Source organism: Tessaracoccus yangjingae (assembly GCF_055326235.1).
Window position 1 is genome coordinate 405,068 of sequence record NZ_JBUZNN010000002.1, and the last position, 12,037, is coordinate 417,104.

The window sequence follows — 12,037 nt, forward strand, 5'->3', positions numbered from 1 at the left end:
CCCGCGCCCCGGCGTGGCAGATTTTGCCGGGCGCAGTGCGGGCGCGAAACTGGGCGCAGCACAGCCAGGAGGAGACCACGTGACCGCATCGCAGCCCACCGAGGCGCAGAGCGTCCAGGCGCGTCGCGCCCTCGGCTTCGTCGTCATGTCGGCGCTGCTGCCCGGCTCGGTGCAGCGCTTCGCCGGGAACCACAGTGTGGGCCGCCTCGCGTCGCGGGTCTACGGCGCCGCCGCGCTGCTGGGGCTGCTGGTGGTGCTGGGCCTGTGGCTGTGGCGTGGCCCCACCGTCGGGGTCCTGCTCACCCCCTGGGTGGCCACCGTCGTGCGGTTCGCACTCTGGGTGCTCTTCGCCGGCTGGGTCCTCCTCCTGCTGGACTCCTGGCGGCTCGCCCGTCCGCTCCGCCTGCCGCGGCGTCCCCGCCTGGTGCTCACCATCACCTCGCTGGTCATGGTGCTCGCCGTGGGCGCCGTCACCACCGCGGCGGCCAACGCCCTGGTGGCGGCGCGCAACGTGGGCGAGGTCTTCGGTGGGGGCGGCGAGTCCGAGGTGAAGGACGGCCGCTACAACATCCTCCTGCTCGGGGCGGATTCGGAGGCAGACCGCGAGGGCCTGAGGCCTGACTCCATCAACGTGGCGTCCATCGACGCACAGACCGGCCGGACCGTGCTGTTCGGCCTGCCGCGCAACCTGCAGAAGGTCCGGTTCCCGGACTCCTCGCCGCTGGACGATCTCTACCCGGACGGCTACGTCTGCGACGAGGGCGCCTGCATGCTCAACGGCATCTGGACCCTCGGCGAGGAGCACGCCGACCTGTATCCGGATGGGCAGGCCGGCCTCACCGCGATGATGGAGGCGGTCGAGGAGACCCTCGGGCTGGAGCTCAACTACTACGCGCTGGTCGACATGCACGGCTTCAGCGCCCTCATCGACGCCATGGGCGGCATCCGGCTGGACATCGCCAAGCCCATCCCCATCGGCGGTGGCGGTTCGAAGATCAGCGGCTACATCGAGCCCGGCGAGGACGTACTGCTCGACGGCTACCACGCCCTGTGGTTCGCCCGCTCCCGCGCCGAGTCCAGCGACTACGAGCGCATGGTGCGCCAGAAGTGCGTGATGTCGGCGATGGTCCAGCAGCTCGATCCCGCCACGGTGGCCACCAAGTTCGTGGAGCTCAGCGAGGCCGGCGGGGACCTGCTCAAGACCGACGTCGGCACCGGCGCGATCGCCGACCTGGCCGACCTCGCCCTGAAGGCGCGCGAGCAGAAGATCACCTCGGTGAACTTCGCGCCGCCGCTCATCGTCTCCGCCGACCCGGACTTCGACCTGATCCGCGCCACCGTCGACGAGAAGCTCTCCGAACAGCCCACCCAGGAGCCCGCGGCCTCGTCCGCGCCGGCCTCCGTCGAGCCATCGGGGGACGCCCCGGACGCCGTGTCGTCGCCCTCGCCCGAGCCCTCGGCCGGCGAACCCTACACCGAGACCCCCGATCTGGAAGCTGTTTGCTCTGTCAGCTAGGTTGTCCCCGGAGAGAGGAGATCCGGTGCAGCCTGTCAGCGTGGTGATGCCCATCCGCAACGAGGAGAAGCATCTGCGCGCCGCCGTCGGACGCGTGCTGGATCAGCACTACCCGGGCGAGCTGGAGATCGTGCTCGCGGTGGCGCCCAGCGAGGACCGAACGCGTCAGATCGCCGACGAGCTGGCCGCCGCGGACCCGCGGATCGTCGTGCTCGACAACCCCACCGGTTTCACGCCCGCCGGCCTCAACATCGCCATCGGCCACGCCTCCCACGACGTCATCGTGCGCGTCGACGGGCACGGTGAGCTGAGCCCCGGATACATCGCCACCGCAGTCCGTCTCCTTGAGGAGACGGGGGCCGCCAACGTCGGCGGGCTCATGGACGCGCAGGGCACCTCACCGCTCTCGGAGGCCATCGCGGCCGCCTACAACTCCCGCCTGGGCCTGGGCGGCGGCGGCTTCCACCTGGCCGACACCCCCGCCGGGCCCGCCGACACCGTGTTCCTGGGAGTGTTCCGCAAGGCCAGGCTCCAGGAGGTCGGGGCCTACGACGAGACCCTCCACCGCGCCCAGGACTGGGAGCTCAACTACCGGCTGCGCCGCGCCGGCCATCTCGTCTACTTCACGCCTGACCTGCGCGTGGTCTACCACCCCCGCGACAGCTGGCGCGCGCTCGCCCGTCAGTTCTTCACCACCGGCCAGTGGCGCCGCGAGGTGGCCCGCCGCCACCCCGACACGCTGTCCCTGCGCTACCTGGCCCCGCCGCTGACCGTGCTGGGCCTCGGCGGCGGGCTGCTGGGCGGCCTGCTCGGGTTGGTGCTGCGCAGCAACCTCCTCACCGCGCTCCTGATCGCCCCGGCCGTCTACGCCGCGTTCCTCGTGGCGGCGACGGCGAGCGTCCGCTCACTCTCCCCGGCCGCGCGGCTCAGGTTCCCCGTGGTGCTGGCCGTCATGCATCTCTACTGGGGGGCCGGGTTCGTTCGCGGCCTGCCGCAGTGACCGCGGGGCCCGCCGAGACCGCCAGCGGTCTGCTCCTGCAGGCCCAGCGGTTGGCGGACCGGGTGCGCGAGGAGGCCGAGGCCGACGTGGCCCGCTCGCGTCAGGAGTTGGCGGGGCTGCTCCGCCAGCGCGACGAGGCCGCCGGGGAGCTGGACTTCGCCCGGCACCGGCTCGACGAGGCCCGCGCGGACGCCCAGCGGACGCTGACCGAGGCCGCGGACCAGGCCGGCCGGATCACCGACTCCGCGCAGCGCGCCGCCGACGAACTCATCGCCGACGCCCGCGCCGAGGCAGAGGGCGTGCTCGAAGAGGCCAGGCGGCAGGCGGGCGCCCTCGTGGCCGACGCCGAGGCCGAGGCCGGACGCGCGCGGCACGAGGCGGAGCGTGAACGCGCCGAGCAGGTGTCGCGGCTGGAGCAGGAACGTGAGGAGGCGGAGCGTGGCGCCGCCGCCGTCGTCGCGGCCGCAGCCGCCGAGGCGGAGCACATCCGCTCCGAAGCGGCCGAGGAGGCGCGGCGCGCCGAGGCGGAGTCCGACGCGCACCTCCGGGCCGCGCGGGACGAGGCCGACCGGCTCCGCGCGGAAGCCGTGGCCGAGATCGAGTCCCAGCGCGAGGCGGCCACCGCCCAGGCGGCCCGCCTCATCGACGACGCCGAGAGCCGCTCGCAGGCGCAGCTGGCGGACGCCGCGGCCGAGCTGTCCTGGACGCGCACGACGGTGGCGGCCCTGCTCGACGGCGCACGGGCGGACATCGCGCGCACCACCCGCGACGCCCACCTCGACAACGCCACCCGCGCGAAGGAGCTCAGGGCCAAGCTGGCCGGCACCACCGCCCGCGCCGTCGAGGTGGCCAGGCAGCGGACCCGCGCGGCGGAGGTCGACGCGGCGGACGTCCGCGCCAGGGCGGACGCCGAGCTGCGCGCGGCCGCCGACCACGCGGCCCGGTCCCAGGCGGAGGCGGAGGCCCGGGCGGCAGACACCCTGGAGCGGGCACGGCGCGAGGCGGAGGCCATCGTGCGCCGCGCCGAGGAGCGCACCACGGAGGCGGAGGCCAACGCCGCCCTCGTCCGCGACACCCTGGCAGCGGAGCTCGAGCGCTCGCAGCGCGCCTCGTTCGAGCGCACCCGCGCCACCCGCGAGGAGGCCGTCAGGCTCCTGGCCGAAGCACGGACGGAGGCCGAGGCGCTACGGTCGGGAGCCCGCGAGACGGTCCAGGCGGCGCGCGACGAGGTGGCCCGCCTCACCCGCCGGCGCGACAACATCACCGCGCAGCTGAGCAGCCTCTCCGGCGTGATCGAAGCGCTCTCCGTCCCAGGAACCACCCCCACCACCAGCGAGGACTCATGACCACACCCAGTTTCCGCACCGTGCTCCGCGGCTACGAGCCGTCCCAGGTGGACGCCGAGATCGCCACGCTGCAGCAGGCCCTCGACGCGGCGCGCGCCGAGCTCGGCGAGCACAGCGTCCAGGCCAGGCAGGCCGGCCAGGAGCGGGCCGCGCTCGAGGCGCGCCTCGCGGAGGCCCAGGCCCGGGCGGAGGAGGCGGCGCGCGCGCAGCACACAGCGTCGAGGCCCACGTTCGCCGATCTCGGCGAGCGGGTGGGGCAGATCCTCTCGCTTGCAGAGGAGGAGGCCGACCACACCCGCCGCGCCGCCCAGGAGGAGGCCGCGACCCTCCTCGAGGACTCGACCCGCCGCGCCCAGGCGATGCTGGCCGAGGCGGACCGCTACGCCGTCGACACCCGGTCCTCGGCTGAGGCCGACGCCGAGGCCAGGCTCACCGGGGCCCAGCGCCGGGCAGACGAGATCCTGGACCAGGCGGACCGCGAGGCCGCGACCCGCCGGGAGGAGGCCGAGGCGGTCTACGAGTCCCAGCAGGCCCGGGCGGCCCAGTCCGCGGCCGACTTCGAGCGCACGCTCGCCGAGCGCCGCGACTCCGCCGCCGCGGACTTCGCCGTCGCCATGGGGCAGCGCGAGGACCAGCTGAGGGCCGCCGAGGAGAACCTGAGGGCCGCCGAGAACGAGGCCCAGCGCATCATCTCGGACGCCTCGTCGCAGGCCGAGGCCGTGCGGGCGAAGGCCGAACGCGAGGCCGACGAGCTGGTCAGCGAGGCGCGGACCCGCGCCGAGCGGATCCGCCGCGACTCGGACCGCGAACTCGCGGCAGTCACCCAGCGTCGCGACTCGATCACGGCCCAGCTGTCCAACGTTCGCCAGATGCTGGCCACCCTCGGCGGGGGAGCGGTCCTCGCCGCCGTCGACCCCGAGCCGGAGCCGCAGCCGGAGACAGAGCCCGAGCCGGAGGCCGCGCAGGACTCCGACGAGGAGCCCTCAGGCGAGTAGCGCCCGCTCGGCCGCGGCGATATCGGCCGCCCGCTCCCGCGACGCTCCGACGACCACCACCGTCGACCCGCCCCCCAGGACCGGCGCCACCAGGGCCTCTGCCACGGTGGCCCACCCGGCGGGCGGGTCGAGCAGCAGCACCCGGCCGTCCCTCGGCTTCGTCTCCGGCGCCGGCTCCCCGCCCCACATCGTCGACTCGCCGAGGGGCGACAGGTCGTGCGCATCCGGCTGCGCCATGGCCTCGCGGTAGTCGACGGCGCCCTCGGGTGGAGACGGGAACCCCAGCCCCAGGGGGTGCAGCGAGCACGCGACGGTGACCGCGGCCCGGCGCTGGTCGCCCGGCCCCACCACCAGCAGGTCGGCGCCGGAGGCCCCGGGGTTCACCGGGCAGCCCCGCTGCCACGCCGCGGCCACCCACACGAGCGTCACCCAGTGGGCCGGGTGCGTCTCGGCCAGCGCGATGTCGATCGGCTCGCCGTCCTCGTGCCCGAGGTCCTCGATGAGGTTGGCGGTCTTGTCCACCCAGTTGGCGAACGTGACCGCCGACAGCTCGATCCTCGAGCCGTCGAGGGTGTCGTAGTAGGTGAGCAGCGGCTGCGCGCCCTGGCGGGCCACGCGGCGGCGGAGGGCGTCGATCAGCATGGCCCGACACTACCGGGGGCACGCGACCCTGCCATTCGATAGCCTCCCTGGCATGCGTTACGTCGTGATCATGGCCGGTGGCTCCGGCACCCGCCTGTGGCCCCTGTCCCGGCAGGGCCGGCCCAAGCAGCTGCTGGAGCTGTTCGGGGGCGCCTCCCTGCTCCGGCTCGCCTACGACCGGCTCGACGGCGTGGTGCCGCCGGAGAACATCCTGGTGTGCACCGGGCGTGCGTACGCCGACGACGTGGCCGCGCAGATCCCCGAGCTCCCAGCCGGCAACATCCTGGGCGAGCCCGAGGGCCGCGACTCCCTCAACGCAGTGGCCTGGTCAGCGGCCGAGGTGGCCGCCAGGGACCCCGAGGGCGTCGTCGCGATGGTGACCGCGGACCAGGTGATCACCCCCGTCGACGAGTTCGCCCGCAGCCTGACGCTGGCCTTCGAGGTGGCGGAGGCGCGCCCGAGGTCGCTCGTGACGCTCGGCGTGGTGCCCACGTCCCCGCACACCGGGTACGGCTACCTGCACCGGGCCGAGGAGCTCGAGGGCTTCCCGGGGGTGCACCGGGTGGCGCAGTTCAAGGAGAAGCCCTCGCGCGAGGTCGCCCAGGAGTACCTGGCCACCGGCCAGTACTGGTGGAACGCCGGCATGTTCGTCTGGCGGGCCGCCACGCTGCTCAGCCAGCTGGACCAGCTGCTGCCGGACACAGCCGCCAAGGTGCGGGCCATCGTCGCGGAGCCCGGGCGGCTCGACGAGATCTTCCCCACGCTGCGGAAGATCTCGGTGGACTACGCCGTGATGGAGCCGGCCTCGGCGGGACTCACCGACGCCGAGGTGGTCAGCGTGGGCCTGTCCATCGACTGGCGCGACGTGGGCGGATTCGTCTCCCTGGCCGAGCTGCTCAGCTCCGACGCGGACGGCAACGCCGTCGACGGGGCGGTGGTCACGCTGGACTCCACCGGCTGCGTGCTCATCAACGCGGTGGGCCCCCGGCACGTGGTGAGCGCCATCGGACTTCGGGACCACCTCGTCGTCGCGACCCCCACCGCGACCCTGGTGGCGCCACTGGCCGATTCGGAGCGCGTCAAGGAGCTGGTCGCCCTCGTGCGGACGAAGCGGGGGGACGAATTCGCCTGATCGGCTTGACCGATCAAAATCACTCGTGTGTAATTCAAGGCAACGAAGGGAGGCGTCAGTGGATCAGACGATCGATCTCTTCGGAGATGACGCAGCGTTCGCCTGGCAGGCTGACGCCCTCTGCGCCCAGACGGATCCTGAGGCCTTCTTCCCGGAGAAGGGCGGCTCCACGCGCGAGGCCAAGCGCGTGTGCCAGAACTGCACGGTCAGGACCGAGTGCCTCGAGTACGCGCTGGGGCATGACGAGCGTTTCGGAATCTGGGGCGGTCTCTCCGAGCGCGAGCGGCGTAAGCTGAAGCGCACTGCCGTCTAGTTCGGAGGTCCGGACAGCTTGACCGAGGAACCGCAGCACGGACGCCTGGAGGACCTCTGGTCCTGGATCGACAACGAGGATCCGGCCGGTGAGGCCCCACCCATCGATCCGTCCACCGTCACCGCCGTCATGGTGGTCCACGACGCCGAGGACTGGCTGCCCCGACAACTGCTCGCCCTCGCCGGTCTCGAGCCCCGCCCCGGCCGCCTGGTGGCCGTGGACACGGCCTCGGCCGACGGCTCCCGGGAGCTGCTGCTGCGCGCGACGGCAGAGGGGGTCCTCGACGAGTTCATCGACGGCGGAGAGGGCAGCACCTTCGGCGCCGCGGTGGCGCTCGGGCTGGGCGACACGGAGCCGGACTGGATCTGGCTGCTGCACGACGACTCCTCCCCCCGCCGCGACACTCTCGCGCACCTCCTCGACGGCGCGCGCCAGGCAGACGTCGTGGTGCCCAAGCTGCTCGAGCCGAAGCGCCGTAACTACCCCGAGACCCTCTCCGAGGTGGGCCAGGCGATCACGCCCGGCGGCCTCCGGGTGCCGATGGTGGAGGAGGGGGACGTCGACCAGCAGCAGACCGAGTCCCGCGACGTGCTGGGCGGGTCCACCGCCGGGCTGCTGGTGCGCGGCGAGGCGTGGCGGGAGATCGGCGGCCTCGTCCCCGAGGTGGAGAGGCACCGCGACGGTGTTGACCTGGGCTGGCGCGCCAACGCCGTCGGCTACCGCGTGCTCACCTGGCCCGCGGCGGCCCTGACCCACCGTCGCGCCGGCCGCACCGGCGAGCGCCCCTCCCCGCGGCACCCGCACGAGGACGACCGCCTGGCCGCGCTCAGGGTGGCGGGCTCCCGAGGCGCCTCCAGGGTGGGCATCGTGCTGGCCTCGCTGGTGCGGGCGCTCGGCTTCCTGCTGGCCAAGTCGCCCGGTCATGCGGGCGCCGAGATCTCCGCGGTGCGCGGCTACCTGCGCACTCCCGAGGCGACGGCGGCGCTGGCCGCCCGGATGCCCGACGAGGACCTCACGCCCGCCGACCTGCTGCCCAACCGCTTCTGGCCGCTGCGCCACGCCGTCGACAAGCTCGGATCGGGGTTGGCGGAGCGCTTCCGGGACCTGCGCGAGGCGGACACCACCATCGACGACCTCACCGGCGACGACTTCGCGGGCGGGCCGGTCCGCCGCCGCGTCCTCTCGCCCGTCACCGCCCTGCTGATGGTGCTGGCGGTGGCCGCCGGGGCCGCGGGTCGAACGCTGCTGGGCCTCGGTCCGGTCTCCGGGGGAGGGCTCCTGCCCGCGCCCGCGTCGATCGGCGCCGTGTGGGAGGCCTACCTCGCAGGTGAGGCACCGTGGATGGGTGTGGCCGCCGTCGCGTCGCTGGCGGGGCTGGGCAGCCCCGGCTGGTTCGCCTTCCTCGCCCTGCTCGCCACCCCCGCGCTCGCCGGGCTGTCCGCGCTCGCCCTGCTGAGGCGCCTCGGCGTCGCGGCTGCCCCCGCGGCGGCCGTCTCCGCGGCCTGGGCCGGCGCGACGATCCTGCTGGGGCTGGTCACCGCCGGCGACGTCAGCGGCATGGTGCTCGCCGTCGTCGGACCCCTGCTCGCCCGCTCCGTCCACGCAGTGGTCCGCAACGACACGGCGGGCGCCGAGCGGCTCCGCGCCCCCGCCGGGGCGGCGTTCTGGCTGATCATCGCCTCGCTCGTGTGGCCCGTGCTGCTGCCGGCGGTCACCATCGCCGCCGTGGTCTGGGCGATTCGGGACCGCGACCGGGTGGTCGACGCCGCCGTCGGCGTGGCCCCCGCGTGGCTGTTCCTCGCGCCGTGGCTGGTGGTCCTGGCCACGCACCCGGGGAGGCTGCTGACCGGCTTGGATCCGCTCGCCTGGCCGGACTTCCCGCCGGCCTCCTTCGCGCTGGTGGTGGGGCGCATCCTGCCGTCGGGCCTGCCGCTGTGGGCCAACGTGGCGTTCTTCGCGGTGCTGGCGCTGGTGGCCGTCGCGGCCATGGCCCGTCTGACGGGGACGGCCTGGCGCTGGGCCGTGGTGTGCGTGGCGGCCCCGTTGATCGTCGGGACCCTGCTGTCGCGGCTGGTGGTCACGGTCGACGGCGGCACCGCGCGGGTCCTGCTGTCGCCCTGGGCGCTGCTGGTGGTGGCCGCCCTCCTCGCGCCGGTGGTGGCCGTGGAGCGCGCGGGCTCGTCGGTGTCGCGGTCGGCGCTGGCGCTCGGCCTCAGCGGGCTGCTGGCCGCCGGGGTGTGGGCCGTCGTGGGCTTCGCCGGGCCGGTCGCGGACCGCGCGTCCGCCCTGCCCGGCTACGTGCGCGACGTGCTCGACTCCCCCCGCGACACCCGGGCCCTCATGATCGAGCGCACCGCCGACGGGGTTCTCGCCTGGAACGTGGTGGATGCCAGGCAGCCCCAGTGGGGCACCGGCGAGCGCAACCCGGTGGGGGACTTCTCCGCCGAGTTCCTCGCCCTGGTGCAGGCCTTCTCCACCGCCTCGGTGCCCGACGACGTCGCCCAGCAGCTCACGGGGCTCGGCGTCTCGCACGTCTGGCTCCGTGGATTCGGCCCTGAGACCAGGGCGGCGCTGGACAACGCTGCCGGCCTCACCAGCGCGGCCGCGGACGGGACCACGGTGGTGTGGACGGTGGTGGGCCTGGTGTCGCGCACGCAGGTCACCGACGGCGACACCGCCGAGCCGCTGCTGCGCGGCACCGTCGAGCCGGGCGGACCGGACCGCGTCCTGGTGGTCGCCGAAACCCCGGACGCCGGCTGGGAGGCCACCCTCGACGGGCGCGCCCTGGCCCGGGTGGACGGCGCGGAGCGGCTCACCTTCCAGCTCGGCGCCGACGGCGGCGACGTGGTGGTGCGCCCGGAGCCCCATCCCTGGAGGTTCGCCGTGCAGCTCCTCGTCGTCGTGGTGCTGGTCATCCTGGCCGCGCCGTCGCTGGGTGGCGCCACCGTCGCGCGAAGGGGACAGGAATGATCCGCAGAGCCGCGTTGTCGCTGGGGGCGTTGGTGCTGGTGGTGGCCGTCGCGGTCGGTCTCGCGCTGATCAGCCCGCTGCGGAAGCCGGCGGCCGAGGTGATCGAGCTGCCCCGCAGCACCAGCCTGACCTGCGCCCTCCCCGGCACGGCGCTGATCGGGGGCTCCGGACCCGTGACGGTCACCGCCCTCGACGGCGCCGCGCGCGAGGTCGTCGCCCCCGCGGCGGACCCGCTGACCGGGCCGGTCGAGCTCAGCGCGGAGAACCGGATCTCGGCCGGGGTGCTCCTGGCCCGGGCTGAGCCGGCCTTCGCCCCGTGTGGCACGCCTGCCACGTCGGGCATGGTGCTGGTCGCGGATCCGTCCACGGTGGAGCTGATCCTGGTCAACACCGATCCGACGGAGGCCGCCGTCGACCTGACGCTGCTCGGCCCGCAGGGCGAGATCGCGGCGGTGGGCGCGCGCGGCATCGCCCTCGCGCCGGGCGTCAGCCGCCGGGTGGCGCTGTCGGTGCTGGCACCCACCGGCCCCCTCGGCGTCGTCTTCGACGCGAGCCAGGGGCGGGTCGCCATGCTGGCCGCCGCCGTGGAGGGTAGGCCCGCGCTCGTCTCGCCGCCGACGACAGCGGCCACCGAGCACCTGCTCGCCGGCGCCCCCGCCGGCGCCACCGGCACCCGGCTGCTGGTGACCAACCCGCACGAGGACCGCGTGGACGTCGCAATCGAGGGCATGGGCCCGGCAGGGCCCTACGTCCCGGCCGTGGCGGAGTCGCTGTCCATCCCCGCCATGACCACGATCGCGGTCGATCTCACGGCCCCGCTGGCGGGCGAGGCGACGGCGGTGCGGGTCACCGCGCCCGAGGCGGTCGGCGCGGCGCTCGTCACCGGCGGGGCCGGCTCGCCGGCCACCGTGGTGGCGGGGGAGCCGGGCGCGGACCTGGCGGGGTTGGTCCCCGGCTCGGGCGTGCTCCAGCTCAGCAACCCCGGCCGCTCCGCGGCTGTGGTGGCCGAGGTCACCCTCACGCCGGTCGGCGGCACGGCGGCCACGCAGGAGGTCACCGTCGAGCCCGGCTACACGGTGGCAGTGGCGATCCCCGCCGGGGATCCGGTGGTGGTCTCGGTGACGGCGGACGGCGAACTGATCGCCGCCGCCTTCACGCCGGCACCGGCGGGCACCGTGGTGGTGCCGCTCGGCCCGGCGGCCGACGCCCCCGCGCTCACCCTGCCGGCCGAACAGCAGCCCGGCCTACGCTGAGCCCGCCGGCTCAGTCCTCGTCGTCCCAGTCGCCGCCCATCAACTCGTCGATGCTGCGTCCCGTCAGGGTGGAGAGCTGCTCGACGATGGTGCGGTGCACCAGCCTGCGCAGCTGGCTGCGGGACGACGCGCGGTGCTCCAGCGGGCGCTCGAAGATGACGATCTGCGCGGACCTGCCGCGGCCAGGCTCAAGCGCCGCCGAGAGGGGCACCCGGTCCCCGGACCACGCCACGTTGAGGTGGGGCACGTCCTCGACGCCGACGATGACCCCGTTGAGCGCGTCGGGCGCGACGGCGGCGATGTCCGCCATCGCGGAGGTCACGCAGTCGTTGAAGAAGTCCACGCGCGAGGGCCGGTGGAGGGGCACCGGGCGCCCGGTCCACTGGTTGGGGGCGGCCAGCGGGCCGCGGATCCCGCGCCCGTGCCGGTCTCGTCTGCGTGGCATGCGGCAACCCTAGTCCACCGTCGGGTACCGTCAGCCCGTGCGCAGATGCTCCCGTACCGCGTGCGTGGCCCCGGCCGTCGCCACGCTGACCTACGTCTACGCCGACTCGACCGCCGTCCTCGGCCCCCTCGCGTTGGCGGCCGAACCCGGCTCCTACGACCTGTGCGCCGTCCACGCGGAGCGCACCAGCGTGCCGAAGGGCTGGGAGGTCATCCGCCTCCCGCTCGACGGCCGGGTGCCCACCCCGGCGGTGCCCCAGGACGACCTGATGGCCCTGGCGGACGCGGTGCGCGCCATCGGGCTGCGCCACGACGACCCCGCCCCGGAGCCGGTCCGTCGCCCGGTCGAGCACGAGGAGCACGGCCGCGGCGGCCACCTGCGCCTCGTGCCGACGATCGACTGAGCCTCCCCGGCGCAGGCGATAC

Annotated in this window: 11 protein-coding genes; 9 read left to right on the forward strand and 2 right to left on the reverse strand. The window is 74.7% G+C overall.

Features of this window, described 5'->3' with window-relative positions; genetic code table 11:
• The first annotated feature begins 79 nt into the window (after positions 1-79).
• Genes ACZK5D_RS04780 through ACZK5D_RS04795 form a run of 4 tightly spaced genes read left to right on the forward strand, consistent with a single transcriptional unit; the run spans position 80 to position 4,857 of the window.
• On the forward strand, positions 80-1,516 hold the full coding sequence (locus ACZK5D_RS04780) for an LCP family protein (protein WP_463664446.1): 1,437 nt from the start codon (positions 80-82) through the stop codon (positions 1,514-1,516).
• Entirely contained in the window at positions 1,506-2,516 is a 1,011-nt protein-coding gene (locus ACZK5D_RS04785) for a glycosyltransferase family 2 protein (protein ID WP_458996502.1), read from the forward strand. The genes ACZK5D_RS04780 and ACZK5D_RS04785 overlap by 11 nt, the downstream gene beginning before the upstream one ends.
• Positions 2,513-3,862 carry a coiled-coil domain-containing protein gene (locus tag ACZK5D_RS04790; protein ID WP_463664447.1) on the forward strand — a complete coding sequence of 450 codons (1,350 nt, stop codon included), beginning with the start codon at positions 2,513-2,515 and terminating at the stop codon, positions 3,860-3,862. The genes ACZK5D_RS04785 and ACZK5D_RS04790 overlap by 4 nt, the downstream gene beginning before the upstream one ends.
• Positions 3,859-4,857, forward strand: a complete 999-nt coding sequence (locus ACZK5D_RS04795) for a coiled-coil domain-containing protein (protein ID WP_463664448.1) — start codon at positions 3,859-3,861, stop codon at positions 4,855-4,857. The genes ACZK5D_RS04790 and ACZK5D_RS04795 overlap by 4 nt, the downstream gene beginning before the upstream one ends.
• Here ACZK5D_RS04795 and ACZK5D_RS04800 read toward each other — a convergent pair.
• Positions 4,846-5,499: a TIGR03089 family protein gene (locus tag ACZK5D_RS04800; RefSeq protein ID WP_463664449.1), complete on the reverse strand. Its 654-nt coding sequence runs from the start codon at positions 5,497-5,499 to the stop codon at positions 4,846-4,848. The genes ACZK5D_RS04795 and ACZK5D_RS04800 overlap by 12 nt on opposite strands.
• Before the next feature lie 52 nt (positions 5,500-5,551).
• Between ACZK5D_RS04800 and ACZK5D_RS04805 the strand changes: the two genes are divergently transcribed.
• The 4 genes from ACZK5D_RS04805 to ACZK5D_RS04820 are packed head-to-tail and all read left to right on the forward strand — an operon-like array spanning position 5,552 to position 11,167.
• Positions 5,552-6,631, forward strand: coding sequence for a mannose-1-phosphate guanylyltransferase (locus ACZK5D_RS04805; protein WP_463664450.1), 1,080 nt, complete (start codon positions 5,552-5,554; stop codon positions 6,629-6,631).
• A 58-nt stretch (positions 6,632-6,689) separates the two neighbouring features.
• Positions 6,690-6,944 carry a WhiB family transcriptional regulator gene (locus ACZK5D_RS04810; protein WP_458996396.1) on the forward strand — a complete coding sequence of 85 codons (255 nt, stop codon included), beginning with the start codon at positions 6,690-6,692 and terminating at the stop codon, positions 6,942-6,944.
• 18 nt (positions 6,945-6,962) lie between these two features.
• Positions 6,963-9,914, forward strand: a complete 2,952-nt coding sequence (locus ACZK5D_RS04815; protein ID WP_463664451.1) for a glycosyltransferase family 2 protein — start codon at positions 6,963-6,965, stop codon at positions 9,912-9,914.
• On the forward strand, positions 9,911-11,167 hold the full coding sequence (locus ACZK5D_RS04820) for a DUF5719 family protein (protein ID WP_463664452.1): 1,257 nt from the start codon (positions 9,911-9,913) through the stop codon (positions 11,165-11,167). Before ACZK5D_RS04815 ends, ACZK5D_RS04820 begins: the two co-directional genes overlap by 4 nt.
• A 10-nt stretch (positions 11,168-11,177) precedes the next feature.
• Here ACZK5D_RS04820 and ACZK5D_RS04825 read toward each other — a convergent pair whose 3' ends face one another.
• Entirely contained in the window at positions 11,178-11,612 is a 435-nt protein-coding gene (locus ACZK5D_RS04825; protein WP_458996399.1) for a metallopeptidase family protein, read from the reverse strand.
• Positions 11,613-11,649: 37 nt separating this feature from the next.
• Here ACZK5D_RS04825 and ACZK5D_RS04830 point away from each other — a divergent pair, with 37 nt between their 5' ends.
• Positions 11,650-12,015 (forward strand): DUF3499 domain-containing protein, encoded by a 366-nt coding sequence (locus ACZK5D_RS04830; protein WP_458996400.1) that lies wholly within the window; start codon positions 11,650-11,652, stop codon positions 12,013-12,015.
• The last annotated feature ends 22 nt before the right edge of the window (positions 12,016-12,037 follow it).